Source organism: Shinella sp. SUS2, assembly GCF_001262505.1.
Lineage (GTDB): Bacteria > Pseudomonadota > Alphaproteobacteria > Rhizobiales > Rhizobiaceae > Shinella.
Genome location: NZ_KQ410736.1, coordinates 1 through 16,576 on the forward strand (window position 1 = coordinate 1; position 16,576 = coordinate 16,576).

Annotated in this window: 20 protein-coding genes; 10 read left to right on the forward strand and 10 right to left on the reverse strand. The window is 63.9% G+C overall.

Annotated features, from left to right (window positions below):
- Positions 1-338 precede the first annotated feature (338 nt).
- The 4 genes from AKG11_RS21410 to AKG11_RS21420 all read right to left on the reverse strand — a co-directional run bounded on the left by AKG11_RS21410 (position 339) and on the right by AKG11_RS21420 (position 1,922).
- Positions 339-839: a TIGR00645 family protein gene (locus tag AKG11_RS21410; RefSeq protein WP_024270286.1), complete on the reverse strand. Its 501-nt coding sequence runs from the start codon at positions 837-839 to the stop codon at positions 339-341.
- Between the two features lie 130 nt (positions 840-969).
- Complete coding sequence (locus tag AKG11_RS33765; RefSeq protein WP_023514833.1) at positions 970-1,134, reverse strand: DUF1328 domain-containing protein; 165 nt, start codon at positions 1,132-1,134, stop codon at positions 970-972.
- A gap of 170 nt (positions 1,135-1,304) precedes the next feature.
- A complete protein-coding gene (locus AKG11_RS21415; RefSeq protein ID WP_050745407.1) occupies positions 1,305-1,502 on the reverse strand; it encodes a CsbD family protein in 198 nt (65 codons plus the stop codon).
- Positions 1,503-1,583: 81 nt separating this feature from the next.
- Positions 1,584-1,922, reverse strand: a complete 339-nt coding sequence (locus AKG11_RS21420; protein ID WP_023514831.1) for a hypothetical protein — start codon at positions 1,920-1,922, stop codon at positions 1,584-1,586.
- Between the two features lie 178 nt (positions 1,923-2,100).
- On the opposite strand from AKG11_RS21420, the gene AKG11_RS33770 reads away from it, so the two are divergent.
- Together AKG11_RS33770 and AKG11_RS21425 are read left to right on the forward strand one after the other, a co-directional pair.
- Complete coding sequence (locus tag AKG11_RS33770) at positions 2,101-2,256, forward strand: DUF3309 family protein (protein WP_023514830.1); 156 nt, start codon at positions 2,101-2,103, stop codon at positions 2,254-2,256.
- A 29-nt stretch (positions 2,257-2,285) separates the two neighbouring features.
- A complete protein-coding gene (locus AKG11_RS21425) occupies positions 2,286-2,546 on the forward strand; it encodes a YMGG-like glycine zipper-containing protein (protein WP_023514829.1) in 261 nt (86 codons plus the stop codon).
- Between the two features lie 78 nt (positions 2,547-2,624).
- Here the strand turns inward: AKG11_RS21425 and AKG11_RS21430 are convergent, their stop codons facing one another.
- Entirely contained in the window at positions 2,625-2,822 is a 198-nt protein-coding gene (locus tag AKG11_RS21430; RefSeq protein ID WP_050745484.1) for a NepR family anti-sigma factor, read from the reverse strand.
- A gap of 149 nt (positions 2,823-2,971) precedes the next feature.
- Between AKG11_RS21430 and AKG11_RS21435 the strand changes: the two genes are divergently transcribed.
- Complete coding sequence (locus tag AKG11_RS21435; protein WP_023514245.1) at positions 2,972-3,772, forward strand: response regulator; 801 nt, start codon at positions 2,972-2,974, stop codon at positions 3,770-3,772.
- Between the two features lie 59 nt (positions 3,773-3,831).
- Here the strand turns inward: AKG11_RS21435 and AKG11_RS21440 are convergent, their stop codons facing one another.
- Positions 3,832-4,380 carry a cupin domain-containing protein gene (locus AKG11_RS21440; protein WP_023514244.1) on the reverse strand — a complete coding sequence of 183 codons (549 nt, stop codon included), beginning with the start codon at positions 4,378-4,380 and terminating at the stop codon, positions 3,832-3,834.
- Positions 4,381-4,525: 145 nt separating this feature from the next.
- On the opposite strand from AKG11_RS21440, the gene AKG11_RS21445 reads away from it, so the two are divergent.
- Both AKG11_RS21445 and AKG11_RS21450 read left to right on the forward strand, forming a co-directional pair.
- Positions 4,526-5,863 (forward strand): omega-aminotransferase AptA, encoded by a 1,338-nt coding sequence (locus AKG11_RS21445; protein ID WP_050745408.1) that lies wholly within the window; start codon positions 4,526-4,528, stop codon positions 5,861-5,863.
- An 87-nt stretch (positions 5,864-5,950) separates the two neighbouring features.
- Complete coding sequence (locus AKG11_RS21450; protein ID WP_050745409.1) at positions 5,951-6,310, forward strand: winged helix-turn-helix domain-containing protein; 360 nt, start codon at positions 5,951-5,953, stop codon at positions 6,308-6,310.
- A gap of 3 nt (positions 6,311-6,313) precedes the next feature.
- Here AKG11_RS21450 and modC read toward each other — a convergent pair whose 3' ends face one another.
- The 4 genes from modC to AKG11_RS21470 form a co-directional block, all read right to left on the reverse strand.
- Complete coding sequence (modC, locus tag AKG11_RS21455) at positions 6,314-7,387, reverse strand: molybdenum ABC transporter ATP-binding protein (RefSeq protein ID WP_050745410.1); 1,074 nt, start codon at positions 7,385-7,387, stop codon at positions 6,314-6,316.
- Positions 7,384-8,085 carry a molybdate ABC transporter permease subunit gene (gene modB / locus AKG11_RS21460; protein WP_050745411.1) on the reverse strand — a complete coding sequence of 234 codons (702 nt, stop codon included), beginning with the start codon at positions 8,083-8,085 and terminating at the stop codon, positions 7,384-7,386. Before modB ends, modC begins: the two co-directional genes overlap by 4 nt.
- Positions 8,086-8,336: 251 nt before the next feature.
- Positions 8,337-9,110 (reverse strand): molybdate ABC transporter substrate-binding protein, encoded by a 774-nt coding sequence (gene modA, locus AKG11_RS21465; RefSeq protein WP_050745412.1) that lies wholly within the window; start codon positions 9,108-9,110, stop codon positions 8,337-8,339.
- Positions 9,111-9,378: 268 nt separating this feature from the next.
- Complete coding sequence (locus tag AKG11_RS21470) at positions 9,379-11,103, reverse strand: type VII secretion target (protein WP_157255827.1); 1,725 nt, start codon at positions 11,101-11,103, stop codon at positions 9,379-9,381.
- Positions 11,104-11,468: 365 nt separating this feature from the next.
- Here AKG11_RS21470 and AKG11_RS21475 point away from each other — a divergent pair, with 365 nt between their 5' ends.
- Genes AKG11_RS21475 through AKG11_RS21495 form a run of 5 tightly spaced genes read left to right on the forward strand, consistent with a single transcriptional unit; the run spans position 11,469 to position 16,387 of the window.
- The gene (locus tag AKG11_RS21475) at positions 11,469-11,795 is read left to right on the forward strand and encodes an STAS domain-containing protein (RefSeq protein ID WP_024270284.1); all 327 of its coding nucleotides are present in this window, start codon (positions 11,469-11,471) and stop codon (positions 11,793-11,795) included.
- Entirely contained in the window at positions 11,795-12,163 is a 369-nt protein-coding gene (locus AKG11_RS21480) for a response regulator (RefSeq protein WP_023516695.1), read from the forward strand. Before AKG11_RS21475 ends, AKG11_RS21480 begins: the two co-directional genes overlap by 1 nt.
- Positions 12,160-14,157, forward strand: coding sequence for a chemotaxis protein CheA (locus tag AKG11_RS21485; protein ID WP_050745415.1), 1,998 nt, complete (start codon positions 12,160-12,162; stop codon positions 14,155-14,157). Before AKG11_RS21480 ends, AKG11_RS21485 begins: the two co-directional genes overlap by 4 nt.
- Positions 14,154-14,666, forward strand: coding sequence for a chemotaxis protein CheW (locus AKG11_RS21490; protein WP_050745416.1), 513 nt, complete (start codon positions 14,154-14,156; stop codon positions 14,664-14,666). The genes AKG11_RS21485 and AKG11_RS21490 overlap by 4 nt, the downstream gene beginning before the upstream one ends.
- Positions 14,667-14,683: 17 nt before the next feature.
- Entirely contained in the window at positions 14,684-16,387 is a 1,704-nt protein-coding gene (locus AKG11_RS21495; RefSeq protein ID WP_050745417.1) for a methyl-accepting chemotaxis protein, read from the forward strand.
- Positions 16,388-16,576: the final 189 nt, after the last annotated feature.

Sequence of the window (16,576 nt, forward strand, 5' to 3'; positions counted from 1 at the left end):
GGCCGGGTTATAGGCCCACTCATCCGCTTACGTCAACAGACATTTTCAAGAAAACTTCAAAAATGTGTAAGATGTTGAAAATAAATGATTTTCACTCTGGCGGAAGGTTGGATACCCCCTAAACACCCTTCGCAACCCCCAAATCACGGCGGAAAACTTTGTCCAGATGGTCAAACAGAGGGGTGGGAGGGGGATATTGCGCAGCGACACGGCAAAGACACCCGGTGCATAACGAGAATGTCGGGGACAGCGTGACGGTTTCACTTGACGTCGCGCCAAAAGAAAAGGACGCCAGCGGATATCCGCGGCGCCCTCCTCTCCCGATCTTGGCAAGGCTTTCAGCCTTTCAGCTTGGACATGATCTGTTCGAGGAAACCGAGCAGCACCGCCGAAACCACGAAGGCGAGGTGAATGAAGGTCAGCCACATCAGCTTGGTGTCGGTATATTGCTGCACGTTGAGGAAGACCTGCAGCAGGTGGATCGAGGAGATGGCGACGATCGACGAGGCAACCTTGATCTTCAGGCTGCCGGAATCGAGTTTGCCGAGGAACGAGACATCCGCCTCCGCCTCGTCGAAACGGCTGACGAAATTCTCGTAGCCGGCGATCATGACCATGAGGATGAGGCTGGCGACCAGCGCCGCATCGATGAGGCCGAGCATGGCGAGGATCATCTCCGCATCGTCGTAGACGAAGACGTTCATCGCCACCTTGGCGAACTTGTAGAGGAAGGACACCGCATAGACGGCAAGCGCCGCGACGAGGCCGAGATAGAAGACCACCAGGATCCAGCGGCTCGACAGGATGATGCGTTCGACCAGGAGTTCGAGGGATTTCATCGGTCAGGCTCCAAGGGATTCGGCAAGTTCATGCGTTGTTAACCAATGGCTCGAAGCCCCGCAAGGGTCGTTCGCAGACGCAAAAAAGGGCGGCGTCCGCGAACGCCGCCCTTTCCGGTCTGTTTCGTCCTCACGCCCGTCGGAACAGGCCCGCGATCAGCGAGAGAACCAGAAGGGCCAGGAAGACGAAGAACAGGATCTGCGCGATGCCGGCCGATGCGCCGGCAATGCCGCCGAAGCCGAGCAGGCCGGCAACAAGGGCGATCACGAGAAAGACCACAGCATAATAGAGCATTTTCGAACTCCTTCTTTGTATCGATGGAGAAACGAGGGGCGCGATAAAAAGTTCCCAGAACCGTCATCGAACAAAGGATTTCAGGGCGATGCCCTGTCGCCAAAAACAATGCCGCCGCAGTCTTTCGGCTGCGGCGGCATGAGCGGTGACCGATGCGGTCGGCGTCCGTTCTAGTGACGGCGCGTCCAGTCGTCGATCTGCCGCTCGGCCTCCTCCTTGGCGAGGCCGTAACGCTGCTGGATCTTGCTTGAAAGCTCGACGCGGCGCCCCTTGATGACATCGAGGTCGTCATCGGTGAGCTTGCCCCACTGAGCCTGGGCCTTGCCCTTGTACTCGTTCCACTTGCCTTCGATGATATCCCAGTTCATGTCGCTGTCCTTTCTGTTCCATTGAACGCATGGCGTTGACCAAGAGGAAACCGGCAAGTGCCGGAAAGGTTCCTCACCCTATCAATGCATCCGCGCCGCCGCTTGGGCCGGGTGAGCGTTGTCGGCGACGATCATGTCCCCTGCCGGCGGACTGGTCGGCCGGACATGCACCTCAAGACCGTTCTGGCGGCTGACGCGCCAGGTAATCTCAATATTTTCCTCGACCCAGGCCGGGTCGACGACCGCGCAGCGGCCATGCACGAGACGCTTGCCCGCCCCTGCCCCGCCCAAAGCGGCCGGCAGGGCGCCGACGCAGTCTTCCATGGTCTCGAACGCCACCTGGGGCGCTTGCAGTTCTTCGCAGGTGAGGCCGCCATGGCTGCAGCCGACCAGAAGCATGATTGCGGCTATGTGTTCCATTTCTCTCTCCATCACCCGTCGGGTCACCACCCATCGGTTGGCATTGGAAACGGAACGGAGCCTAGAAAGTTCCGGCGAGAGCCGATGACGGTGTTGTCACATTTTCGGGAACAAAATTCGCTACGGCCCGTTTTCGGCCCATCGCTCGAACGCGAACCGGACGTGAAAGGAAGCACCGATGCTCAGCACCATTCTCCTTGTCATTCTCATCCTGCTTCTGATCGGCGCCCTGCCGAACTGGGGATACAGCCGAAGCTGGGGCTATGGTCCCTCCGGCGGCCTCGGGCTGATCGTGCTCATCCTTCTCATCCTCGTCCTCATGGGACGTATCTGATCCCCCCACCCAAGCCAGGAGCCGGAACCATGAAGAACACCATCATCGCGCTTGCCCTCGTCGCCTCCACGGTGACGCTCACCGCCTGTACCCAGACCGAACGCGGCACCGCGATCGGCGCGGGCACGGGCGCCATCATCGGCGGTGTCGTGACGGGACGCGCCGGCGGCGCGCTTGCAGGTGCCGCCATCGGCGGTGCGGCGGGCTATCTCATCGCCCGCTCCGATCGTAGCGGCTACTGCATCTACCGCGACCGGTACGGCCGTCGCTACGAAGCGCGCTGCCGCTGAGGCGATCGAAGGTCAACAAACGGGAAACGGGCCCTCGGGCCCGTTTCTTGATGTCTGGAACTGGACGGAAGAATGTTTTCAGGGACCGCTCTTGGCACGAAGCTCGGCCTCGTCGAGCTTTTCCAGAAGATCGAGAAGACGATCGGGCACGGGTTCCGTTTCGATGACGTCGTAAAACGACTTAAGCTTGCGGCCGATCGGGCCGTTGGGGTCGAAAACGGCCTTGACGGGGACATCCCGCCCGGCACGCTTCTTGTCTTTACTGGGCTCGATCATGGTCTTGTTTCCATCCGATGCCACCCGCTATCTTCCTTTTGCCCCAGATTCCCAATAGCAAGTCAGACTTAGAATGCTACCAATAGGTTTCCGCATGGTGAACTCTAGCGGAAACGGTTCCGATGCGGAACATATTCAGGGAGAACTAAATGTCACTTTCCACCCGTATCGCACCGCATCTCGCCTATCTGAGGCGGTTTTCCCGTGCAGTGACGGGCTCCCAGACCTCGGGCGACGCCTATGTCGCAGCCATGCTTGAGGCGCTCGTCGCCGATATCACACTCTACCCCGAGGGGAGAAGCGACCGGATTGCGCTCTACCGGCTCTATTGCACGCTGTTCGACAATCTCGACGTGACGCTGCCGGAAAATACGTCCCCCTTCGGCTGGGAGCGCCAGGCGGCCGCCAACCTTGCCAACCTGCCGCCGGCGGAGCGCAAGGCTTTCCTGCTGGTCGCCGTCGAGGGCTTCGACCTTGCCGAGGGCGCCGACATTCTCGATATGCCGGAAGAGCGCTTCGCCGCCCTGCTCGACGAAGCCTCGCGCGACATCTCGCGGCAGGTGGCAACCGATATCATGATCATCGAGGACGAGCCGCTGATCGCCATGGACATCGAGGACATGGTGAAGGGCCTCGGCCACAATGTGACGGGTATTGCGCGCACCCATTCGGAGGCCGTCGAGCTCTACCACCGCACCTCGCCGCGCATGGTGCTGGCCGATATCCAGCTGGCCGACGGCAGCTCGGGCATCGACGCCGTCAACGATATCCTGAAGAACAGCACGATCCCGGTCATCTTCATCACGGCCTTCCCGGAGCGGCTCTTGACCGGTGAAAAGCCGGAACCGGCCTTCCTGGTCACCAAGCCGTTCAATCCGGATATGGTGAAGGCCCTGATCAGCCAGGCGCTGTTCTTCGACGAGCAGGCACGGCTGGCCAAATCGGCCTGAGCGCCGGAGCAGACAGGGCGACGGCGTGAACGAAACAGCGCCGTTGCCTCCTTGCCATATCAGAAAGTCGGCGGGGTGCAGGCACTGATGACCTCGCACGGCACCGGGCCGACGCAGCGGAAACGGTGCGGGCGGCGGCTTTCGAAATAATAGGCATCGCCCGGACCGAGAATGCGCCGCTCGTCGTCCACCGTCACCTCCAGCCGGCCGGAGAGCACGATGCCGCCCTCCTCGCCATCATGCACCAGCAGCACCTTGCCGGTGTCGGCGCCGGGCTGGTAGCACTCCTTCAGGATCTGCAGGCTGCGGCCAAAGGTGTTTTCGCCGATCTGGCGGAAGGAAATCGGTCCCTTGCCGATCTCGATCAGCTCGTCCGACCGGTAGAAGGCCTTCTTGGGGCGCTCCGGCTCGAAGGCGAAGAACTCCGCAAGACCGATCGGGATGCCGTCGAGGATGCGCTTCAGCGCACCGACCGACGGGTTGGAGGCGTTGGATTCGATCAGCGAGATGGTCGAATTGGTAACGCCCGCGCGCTTGGCGAGTTCGCGCTGGGAGAGATTGTGGGCCATGCGCAGATGGCGCAGCCTGCCCCCGATATCGACCGACATGGCCGCTTCCTGTTCTAGATGTTCGAAATATCGAAAACTGATTGATCCATATCCTTAATTTTCAATCAGTTGGCGTCAAGAAGAAAAGGACTTGTTCGGCATCGCAAATCATGGCGTCAATCCCGCCAGCCAGAGGAGATCTCCCATGAACGTTCACAACAAGCCCAATGCACCGGTGCTCGACAGCTACTGGATGCCCTTTACCGCCAATCGCCAGTTCAAGGCCGCGCCGCGCCTGCTCGCTGCCGCCGAAGGCATGTACTACACCAGCGCCGACGGCCGCCAGGTGCTCGACGGCACCGCAGGCTTGTGGTGCGTCAATGCCGGCCATGGCCGCCGGCAGATCGCCGCCGCGGTCGAGCGCCAGCTCACCGAGATGGATTTCGCGCCCTCCTTCCAGATGGGCCATTCGGTCGCCTTCGATTTCGCCGAGCGGCTGGCCGAGATCGCCCCCGGCCCTGACGGCGCCAAGCTCGACCGCGTCTTCTACACCGGCTCCGGCTCGGAATCGGTCGATACCGCATTGAAGATCGCCATTGCCTACCAGCGCGCCATCGGCCAGGGCACGCGCACGCGCCTCATCGGCCGCGAGCGCGGCTATCACGGCGTCGGCTTCGGCGGTATTTCGGTCGGCGGCATTCTCAACAACCGACGCGTCTTCCCGCAGCTCCCCGGCTCCGACCACCTGCGCCATACCCACGACCTTGCGAAGAACGCCTATGTGAAGGGCCAGCCGGAGCATGGCGCCGAGCTTGCCGACGACCTGGAGCGGCTGGTCGCGCTGCACGGCGCGGAAACCATCGCCGCCTGCATCGTCGAGCCGGTCGCCGGCTCCACCGGCGTGCTGATCCCGCCGAAGGGCTATCTCGAAAAGCTGCGCGCGACCTGCGACAAGCACGGCATCCTCCTGATCTTCGACGAAGTCATCACCGGCTTCGGACGCCTTGGCGCGGCCTTCGCCACCGATTATTTCGGCGTGACGCCGGATCTCGTGACAACTGCCAAGGGCCTGACCAACGGCGCCATCCCGATGGGCGCAGTCTTCGCCAGCCGCAAGGTGCACGATGCGCTGATGCATGGGCCGGAAAACGCCATCGAGCTCTTCCACGGCTACACCTATTCTGGCCATCCAGTGGCCTGCGCCGCCGGCATCGCGACGCTCGACATCTACCGCGACGAGGGTCTCTTCACCCGCGGCGCCGAATTGCAGGACGACTGGCATGCGGCGATGCACTCGCTGAAAGGCCTGCCGCACATCATCGACATCCGCACGATCGGCCTCATCGCCGGCATCGAGCTTGCCTCCCGCGACGGCGCACCGGGGGCGCGAGCCTATGACGTCTTCGTCGATTGCTTCGAGAAAGGCCTCCTGATCCGCGTCACCGGCGACATCATCGCCTTTTCGCCGCCGCTGATCGCCGAGAAGAAGCATTTCGAGGACATCGTCTCGATCCTCGGCGACGCCCTGAAGCGCGCTGCCTGAATTCGGGCCCTGCCGGAAACGGCTTGGCACTGCACATCGCGGAAAACGCTGTTATATCTGGGCCCGTATCCATACGGGCCCAGTTTCATGTCAGCATCCGCCAAGACCGAACCGAAACTCATCTTCCGCCTCCAGTTCGAGCCGGAAGGGCGCATCGGGCGCGGCAAGATCCAGCTTCTCGCGCATATCCGGGAAACCGGCTCGATCTCCGCCGGCGGGCGGGCGATGGACATGTCCTATCGCCGGGCCTGGTTGCTGGTCGATGAGATGAACCGGCTGTTCCGTAGGCCGGTGGTGGAATCACAGCGCGGCGGCAAGCAGGGCGGCGGCGCTGTCGTGACGCCCTTCGGCGAGGCGCTGATCGCCCATTACCACGCCATGGAAGCGAAGGCGCGTGCGGCGCTGGCCGAGGATATCGGCTGGATCGTCGACAACCTTGCCGACTGAAACCTATTCCAGCGCCACCGTCTTGATGACGGCATGCACCGAAAGGCCCGATGCAAGACCGAGGCGCTCGACGGAAAGCGCAGTGATGCGGGCGCGGACGACATCGCCGCCGCAGGCTATGCGCAGGCTCGCCATACCCTCGCCGTCCGGTTCGATCGCCTCGACGACGCCTTCCAGGATGTTGAGCGCGCTGAGGCCTTCCGGGCGCACCGTCGCGATCATGACGTCGCGCGCGGGAATGCGCAGCCGCACCGTTTCGCCCGGCGAGACCGCGGCGCCCGGCACGAGGATCGTCGCGCCGCCCTCAAGGCGGATGGTGGCGAGGCCATGCGCGACATCACGCGCCTCGACGCGGCCGGCAAGAACGCTGCCGGCTTCCCGGCGTTCGGCGGCGGAGGTGAGCCGCGGGCCGCTCAGCACGTCCGACGCCGCCCCGATCGCCTGGATGCGCCCATCCGCCATCAGCACGACCCGGTCGGCAAGGCGCGCGACCTCGGCCACCGAATGGCTGACATAGACGATGGGAATGCCGACCTCGTCGCGCAGGCGCTCCAGATAAGGCAGAATTTCCGCCTTGCGCTCCTCGTCGAGCGCGGCGAGCGGCTCGTCCATCAAGAGCAGGCGGGGCGATGCCAGCAGGGCACGACCGATGGCGACACGCTGCTTCTCGCCGCCGGACAGGTTTGCCGGCTGGCGGTCGAGCAGGCCGGCGATACCGAGCAGGTCGATAACACGGTCCGGGTTTTCCGTGCGCGCGCCCTTCGGCGAGAACCAGCGGCCGTAATTGAGGTTCTGCCGCACGGTGAGGTGCGGGAAGAGACGGGCTTCCTGGAAGACATAGCCGAAGCGCCGTCTGTGGGCCGGCACGAAGATACGGCGCGCGGTATCGACCAGAAGCTCGTCGCCGAGCAAGACGCGGCCTTCTGCCGGTCGCGTAAGGCCGGCGATGATGCGGACAAGCGAGGTTTTTCCCGAGCCGGACCGGCCGAACAACGCGGTCACGCCGCCATCGGCAGCAAAGGCGGCATCCAGCGAAAAATCGCCGAGCCGGTGGCGGGCTTCGACGACAAGGCTCATTCGAGGTGCACCTTGCGACCGAGGCGCTGGGCGAGCACCTCGGAGGCGATGAGCGCGGCCATGGAAATGGCGATGGCGACGAGGGTGAGGCGCATCGCGCCGGCATCGCCGCCGGGCACCTGGGTGAAGGTGTAGATCGCAGCCGACAGCGTCTGCGTCTCACCGGGAATGTTGGAGACGAAGGTGATGGTGGCGCCGAACTCGCCCATCGCCTTGGCGAAGGCGAGGATCATGCCGGCCAGTACGCCAGGCAGGATGAGCGGCAGAGTAACCGTGAGGAAAACCCAGATGGGACTTGCGCCGAGCGTGCCTGCCGCCTCCTCCAGCTTGCGGTCGACGGCCTCGATGGAGAGGCGGATCGAACGCACCATCAGCGGAAAGCCCATGACGCCGCAGGCAAGCGCCGCGCCGGTCCAGCGGAAGGAGAGAACGATGCCGAACCATTCGTCCAGCACGGAGCCGATGGGGCCGCGCCGGCCGAACAGGACGAGCAGCAGGAAACCGGTGACGACGGGCGGCAGGATCAGCGGCAGGTGCACGAGGCCGTTCAGCAGCGACTTGCCCCAAAAGCGGCCGCGGGCCAGCGCCAAAGCGGCGAGGATGCCGAGCGGCAGACTGACGAGGACGGCAACCGCCGAGACCCGAAGGCTGAGCCGGATCGCCGTCCATTCCTCGTCGCTCAAGGCAAGCCAGTCCACGCATACTCCTTTGATTGGCAAACAGCCCGCAGGTGCCGCCTGGATTTGGGCCGAAACACCTCATCCGCCTGCGGCACCCTCTTCCCGCAAGCGGGGCTATGGGGGTGCCCCGCCATTTTCTCGCGCCCTTGCCGCAAACGCCTTCTCCCCGCTTGCAGGGAGAAGGTCGCGGTAGCCGGATGAGGGGCAGCAACCGCACCGGCACGTGGATCCGTTGCGGTCTAGCACCCAAAGCTATCGCGAGGCTCGTCTTACTTCAGGATCGTAAAACCCTGCTCGGTGAAGAAGGGCGCGGCCTTGTCGGACTTCAGGAAATCGAGATAGGCGGCGGCAGCGGCGCTCTTGGATTCCGTCAGGATGGCGACCGGGTAGATGATCGGCGGGTGGCTGTCTTCCGGGAAGGTCCCGACGACGGCGACGCCCGGATCGGCTGCGGCATCCGTCTGATAGACGATACCGTAGGGCGCCTCGCCGCGCGAGACGAGGGCAAGCGCCGCACGCACGCTTTCGGCGCCGGCGACCTTGCCTTCGACCGACGACCAGACGCCGAGTTTTTCGAGCGCCGCCTTGCCGTATTTGCCGGCCGGCACGCTGTCGACCGCACCCATGGCGAGCTTGCCGTCGCCGACGAGGCCGGCAAGGTCGAAGCCCTCCGTGATCTCGACGGTCGAGGCCTTGTCCTTCGGCGCGACCAGCACGATACGGTTGCCGAGGAGGTTCGCGCGGGTGTCGTCCTTGATCAGCTTCTTCTCGGCGACATAGTCCATCCAGGCAAGATCAGCGGAGATGAAGAGATCGGCGGGCGCCGCCGCCTCGATCTGCTTGGCGAGCGCCGAGCTTGCGGCATAGGAGACCGTCGTCTCGTTGCCGGTTTCCTTCGACCAGGCGGCATTCGCCGCATCCAGCGCGTTCTTCAGGCTTGCGGCGGCAAAGACGGTGACCTTTTCGGCGGCCGCAGCCGGCAGGGCGAGCGGCAGCGACGCGAAGGCGGCGACGACGAGTTTCAGAAGCAGACGACGGTTCATTCCTGTTCTCCCTTTTCCTGCCTGACGGCAGCGTGATATCCCCTTGAATATATCGACACTTGCGGCTTTGCCAGCGCTATATTTTCAAAAATATACGGAAACAGACGATGGCCATTCGCTTGGAATGGCGAGGGCAGCCGTACCTGGACGAACGCGCCCCCGGAACAACCGGCATTGAGCATGGACGATGTGGAAAAGGCGGCTCCCCTGCGCTTACGAACGCGTGGAACCCGCCGTATGCTGGCCTGCAATGCCGGGGATGGGGATCCTAGAACAGTGCGTCGTCGAACAGATCTTCGTCGCTTTGCGCAGCCGCAGGCGCTGCCGCCACGTCCAGGGTGGTGCCGAAGACGCGGGCATGCACCTCGCGTTCGGAGACCATGGTATAGGTGCGCGCGATCCGGCTGCCGAGATCGACCATCGCCTGCTCGAGGCCCGCCGTATCCGGCAGACTGTGGCCAATGAGCTCGCCCGCACGGGCGGAACAATCGGCCAGCACGTCGCCGAGCTCGGCCTTGAAATCGAGGTCGGCGACCGTTCGGCCCGCCTTGGCGGAAACGTCGGCGCCACAGGCGCGCAAAGCCGTCATGTCCTCCTCCATGCGGTCGCCCGCCCGGCGGATATGCTCCAGCGCCTCGTCCAGATGCGCATCGAGCGAGCCGCCGGCGGCGGTGCCCGCCTCGCGCAGCTTGCCGGCATCCCCTTCGAGCGACTGCAGGGCGACAAGAATGCGCTCCGCCGTCTCGTCGAGCTGGCTGGAAAACAGGCGCAGTTCGGCCGTCACCACATTGATTGCCCGCCCCTCCTCGCCGAGTTTGCCGCAGCGCAGGTTGGTGTTAAGGGCCATGTAGTGGATGTCGGTGCGCACGAGCTGGATCGTCTTCACACCCTTCAGGAGGCCCTGCACGGTCTCGACCGTGCTCGCGCCGAGCACATTGGCCTTGTCGGCCGCCTGCTCGATGTCGCGCACGACGGCACGGGCGGCTGCGATGTCGGCCTCCAGGATGCGCATGGCGCGGTCGGCGGAGCGGCCGTCGGCAGCGTCCATGTCGCCATAGAGCGCCATCAGGCCGTCGATGTCGGCGCCGAAGCTGCGGATCGTCCCGACCACGGTCTTGCAGTCGCGCGCAAAGTCGCCGGCGATCTCGACAAGCTGGTCGTGCACGAGGTGGCGGATCAGCGCCGTCAGGCGGCCGGCGGCCTCCGCGTCGAGCGTTCCAGCCGCAAGATACTCATCCAGGAAGGTGAAGGCGGATTGGCAATGTTCGATGCGCTGACGCGTGATGTCGCCGATCTGCATGGCCGACAGCGTGGTGGCAACCTTGCCCTGTACGCCGCGCGCCGCCGCACCCACCCTGGCAGCAAGCTGCGATAGGTGGCGGCGCTGTGCCGTCAGGTCCGCAGCATTGCGCGAGAGATTGCCGGCAATGTCAGGCACGGAGCGGCGGAAGCGCTCCAACGCATCCCCGCCCCCGGCCGAGGCGGTCTCGATGACGGCGCCAAGCGTGCCGATCTTGGCACCAAGCGCATTGACCTCACTGGAGCCGAACTGGATGCGCTCGAGAATTTCTTCCGCAAAGCCCGCGAAATCCGGGATGGCTGCGCCGGTGATCTTCGCTGTCGTCGCGAAGGTGCGAAGGTAACGCAACGTTTCCTGCATGTCGGCGATGTGGGTGCCGAGGGATTTCTCCGTGATGGCGACATTGGCGAGACGCTGCTGGCGTTGCTCCTCGATGCCGGGCAGCGCGGTCAGCTGGTCGACGGTGGCGATGAGCCGGCCGATCGTCGCCTCCGCAGCCTCGTCGCCGAGCGAACCGGACAGGTTCTCCAGCGAGGCGACAAGCCGGTTGAGCACGTCCAGTACCGAGAGCAGCACGACGCCGCCGTCAAGGAACCGCTGCTCGATGCGGGAACGGGCCCCTTCAAGGCGAGAGACAAGCTCTCCCTCCGCCGTCTGCCGCTCCACGCGCACTGCGTTCGCTATTCCTGACACGCCATACCCCATCTGCAAGAACCCGTGAGCGAACCCTAGGACCAACAATGTAACGCGCAGTAAATTCGCTTTTCCTCATGCAATGGAATCCCGTGCCGGCGGGGTCATTTCCAAGCCACCACCCGTGGATGCAGGCATCCCTAGAATTAGGGATTTATAAATAATATAAAGAATGTCTAATATTAATAATTTTATATTTATTTCAAATGCTTATGCTAAATTCCTGCCGTAAGGGGAGGTGGTGTATAAGGGACACTCAAACGACCGATGGATGAAATTAGCAACCGCGCTTTACCGTTCATTAAGCGTGACTTGGGATTCTGGGGCGGGAAATACTATCTCTCGAAACTGATATCGAGGCCTCCATGTCATCAACCCTGCCCGGTGATGCGTCGTTAACCTTACCCACGACACTCACCATCAAGACTATAACGTCCGTTCAAGAGTTGATCTCGGATTTCCTGAACAATAATCCCGCCGCAATACTGGATATCGATGAGGCGGCGCAGGTCGACCTCAGCTTTGTTCAGCTTGTCACGGCGGCCCGCAAACAGGCCGAGGCCAAGGCGGGGCGCGTTCTACTTGCCCGGCCCGCCTCCGGTGACCTTTACGACGTGCTGAAACGTGGCGGCTTTCTCGACGAAATGACATCCGAGGCCGCGCATTTCTGGCTGCACCAGGAGAAGAATTGATGACCGCGAAGATCTTGACCGTTGACGATTCCGCCAGCATCCGGCTGACGACGCGCGTCACCCTCAGCAATGCCGGCTATGCCGTGACCGAGGCGGTCGACGGCCTCGACGGCCTCAACAAGCTGAAGGGCGGCGAGTACGATCTCGTCGTCACCGACCTCAACATGCCGAACATGGACGGCCTGACGATGATCCGCGAGCTGCGCAAGCTGCCCGCGCATACGGGCGTGCCGGTCATCTTCCTCACCACCGAATCCGACGGCGAGATCAAGGCGCAGGCGAAAGCCGCCGGCGCCACCGGCTGGCTGACCAAGCCGTTCGATCCCGAAAGCCTCGTCAAGATCGCCAAGAAGGTCCTCGGAAGATGACGAACCCGGACCCGATCTCAGTCTTCCGGACAGAAGCGGCCGAACTGCTGGAACAGATCGAGTCCGGCCTTCTCGACCTTACCCGCAGCCTCGACGACCGCGACCAGATCGATGCGGTCTTCCGGGGCCTCCACACGTTGAAGGGCTCGGGCGCGATGTTCGGCTTCGACGCGCTCGCCGCCTTCACCCATCATTGCGAGACCGCCTTCGACCGCGTGCGCAAGGGCGACGTGCCGGCCACGCACGAGCTGGTCTCGGCGGTTCTCTCCGCGCAGGACCATATGCGCGCGCTCCTGGAAACGCCGAACGGCGACCATGACGCGATGAGCGCCGCGCTGCTCGACAACCTGCACCGTGCCGTCAACGGCGCGGGCTCCCCTGCCCCCGTCACCGCCGCCGTTGCTGCCGCCCCTGTTGCGGAAGAGGCCGGCCTGCGCGAATGGCGCATCCGTTTCAGCCTGCCGGTCAACGCCATGGCGAACGGCACCAATCCGCTCGGCCTGCTCGACGAAATGCGTGACCTCGGCGAATGCCGGATCATCGCCGACACGTCCAAGGTGCCGGAGCTCTCCGCGCTGGAGCCGCGCGATATCCATGTAAGCTGGGACGTGACGCTGAAGACCGAGCGGCCGCGTGCCGATATCGAGGATGTCTTCATCTTCGTCATGGACGACATGGAGCTTGAGATCACCGAGATCGCCGTCGAGCGGCCCATCGCGGTGGCGAAATCCTTGGACGTGCCGATCGCCAAGGCTGTCGTCGTTACCGAGAGGGAAGCGCCGGCGGTGCAGGCGGCCAACGATTCCAAGCAGGCGAAATCCGCCGAAAACGTGCGCGTGCCGGCCGAACGGCTGGACGAGATGATGGACCGGGTCGGCGAGCTCGTCATCGCCCAGTCGCGCCTCACCCAGCTTGCGGGCGCGGCGGCCGATCTCGGCCTGCGCTCGGTTTCCGAGGAAATCGAACGCCTCTCCGGCGAGCTGCGCGACACGATGATGGTGCTGCGCATGATGCCGGTCGCGAGCCTCTTCAGCCGCTTCCGCCGCCTCGTGCACGATCTGTCGCGCGAGACCGGCAAGGAAATCGAGCTGATCACCGAGGGCGAGAGCACGGAAGTCGACAAGACGGTTATCGACCGGCTTGCCGATCCGCTGGTGCATCTCGTGCGCAACTCCATCGACCATGGCCTCGAAAAGCCGGAGGAGCGCATCGCCGCCGGCAAGGAGGCGAAGGGCCGGGTCATTCTTTCGGCGCACCAGACGGGCGGCGAGGTCATCATCACCATCAAGGATGACGGCCGCGGCATCAACCGTGAGCGCGTGCGCGCCAAGGCGGAATCGTCGGGCATCATCCAGCCGGGCGCGACGCTGACCGACCAGGACCTCCTCCAACTGATCTTCCAGCCCGGTTTCTCGACCGCCCAGGCGGTGACGAACCTTTCCGGCCGCGGCGTCGGCATGGATGTGGTGAAGAAGACGGTCGAGGCGCTGCGCGGCACGATCGAGATCACCAGCAAGCCGGGCGAAGGCTCGGAAGTGTCGCTGCGCATCCCGCTGACGCTCGCCATCATCGAGGGCCTGCTCGTTCGGGTCGGCCAGGGCTGCTACGTCATTCCGCTCTCGGCGGTCGAGGAGTGCCTGGAACTCTCGCTGGAGGACGATCTGCGCTCGCGCGGGCGCAGCTTCATCTCGCTGCGCGACAGCCTGGTGCCGTTCCTGCGCCTGCGGGAACTCTTCCGCACCGGCACCCAGCCGGATCAACACCAGAAGGTCGTCGTCATCTCGACCGGCTCGGAGCGCGTCGGCCTCGTCGTCGACCAGATCATCGGCGACCACCAGACAGTCATCAAATCCATGTCCAAGCTGCACCATGACGTCGACACCTTCTCCGGCGCGACCATCCTCGGCGATGGCAGCGTCGCGCTGATCCTCGACGTCACGCATCTTGTCGCGGCCGGACAGCAGCAGGAGGCGCAAATGCGCGTGGCAGGATGAGCGAAGCGGCACGAAAACTCGACTACGACGCGATCTGGGGCGCGGAAGAGGACCTCTCCGTCCTCACCTTCAACCTCAACGGCGAGACCTTCGCCATCGAAGCGATCGTCGTGCAGGAAATCCTCGATCTCCTGCCCGAAACCCACGTACCCGGCAGCAAGCCCTTCGTTTCCAGCGTCATCAATTTCCGCGGCAAGGTGATCCCGCTTGCCGATATCCGCCTTGCCTTCGGGATGGACGCGACGGAAACCACCATCGACAGCCGCATCGTCGTCATCGAGCTCGATCTCGACGACGAGGCGACGCTGATCGGCATCCGCACCGACAAGGTCAACGAAGTCACGACCCTGCCGAAAGTCGCCAGCGAGCCGCCGCCGAGCGTCGGCATGCGCTGGCGGGCGGACTACATCAACTGCCTCGTCAAGCGAGGTGGCGAATTCATCATCGTCCCGAACCTTCACGCGATCTTTTCCTCCCAGAAAGACCGCCCGGCACCTCCGCCGAATTAGGACATCAGGAGACATCCATGCGTTTTACAATCAAGCTCAAATTATTCCTGACCTTTGCGTTCATGCTGGCCGTCCTCATCGGCACGGCGGCCTATGGCATCCTGAGCCTCGGCGGCCTCAACACGACGCTGGGCGACGTACTGAACGGCCCCGCCGAGCGCCTGAAACTCGCCCAGACACTGAACAACCTGCAACTCCAGCAGATCCGCCAGCAGAAGAACATGCTGTCCTCGGCCAACCCCACCGAAACCAACCGCTACATCGCGCTCAGCGACGAAGCCCGCAAGGAGTTCGACACGACCTTCCAGGAAGTTCTGAGCAAGGCGACGGAACAGGGCAAGGTTCTGTGGAACAAGCTCGACGGTTTCACCACGGACTTCCGCCGCGATGACGACCGCATCCGCGCACTGGCGCTTGCCGGCGATACCGCAGGTGCCACCCGTGTTTCGACGACCGACGCCCGCGCCGCCACCAACGAGATCGACCAGCTGCTCGGCGAAGTCGTCAAGCTCGAGGCCGGCCGCCTGAACGAGGCGCAAGCGGCCGCCGACGCCCAGTATCAGAGCACCCGCACGATCATGGTGGCGGTTGCGGCCATTGCGCTTCTCGTAGCGACCGGCGCTGCCCTGTGGATCGTCGTATCGATCAACCGCGGCATTTCCCGCGCCGTCGGCGTGGTGCAGAACGTGGCGGACGGCGACCTCACCCGGTTTGCCGAGATTTCTTCCAAGGACGAGATCGGCGACCTGCTCGGCCACGTCAACACAATGATCGAGCGCCTGCGCGGCGTCGTCGCCGATGCCCTTTCGGCCTCCGACAACGTCTCCTCCGGCAGCCAGGAACTGTCGGCCAGCTCCGAGACCCTTTCCCAGGGCGCCACGGAACAGGCGTCCTCCGCCGAAGAGGCCTCCGCCTCGATGGAAGAGATGGCCTCCAATATCAAGCAGAACGCCGACAACGCCGCCCAGACCGAAAAGATCGCCCGCCAGTCCTCTCGTGACGCGGAAGCATCCGGCCAGGCCGTCGGCCGCGCCGTCAGCGCCATGCGCACCATCGCGGAAAAGATCTCCATCGTGCAGGAAATCGCTCGCCAGACCGACCTTCTCGCCCTCAACGCCGCCGTCGAGGCGGCCCGTGCCGGCGAACACGGCAAGGGCTTTGCCGTCGTCGCCTCGGAAGTGCGCAAGCTCGCCGAGCGCAGCCAGGCAGCCGCCGCCGAAATCAGCGCGCTTTCCGGCGAAACGGTCTCCGTTGCGACGGAAGCCGGCGAGATGCTGAACCGGCTGGTGCCGGATATCCGCAAGACCGCCGAACTGGTCTCGGAAATCTCCGCCGCCTGCCGCGAGCAGGACATCGGCGCCTCGCAGATCAACGAGGCGATCCAGCAGCTTGACAAGGTCACCCAGCAGAATGCCGGCGCCTCGGAAGAGATGTCGGCGACGTCGGAAGAGCTGGCCGCCCAGGCGGAAGAACTTCAGGCCTCGATCGCCTTCTTCCGGGTTGAAAACTCGGCCCGCAAGGAGCCGAACCACGCCGAAAAGCTGCGGGTGACCGCAGCGAAAATGGCTGCCCCCGTCATCGCCAAGCGTCCGGCCGCTTCCCCGGCCCACCGCCCGGCACCGACAGCCGGCAAGGCCGCCCGCAACGCCAACGGCTTTGCCCTCGACATGTCGATGGGTGGCCCCGACGCCGACGACGCGGATTTCCGCGAAAGCGCCTGATCGGACAAAAATCGCGGCGCATCCGGCAATGGATGCGCCGCACCGTCGACCCGGCGTGTGTAGGCGCCGGTGGAAGGGCCAAGAACGGCCCGCGGAAGGGTGAGTGTATCGGTCTTCTCGCATAACGGGTCCCGGCCTCCGGGTACCCTGCCCAAGAACGGCATCTGCGACCAAAGGAGCCCCTACGAG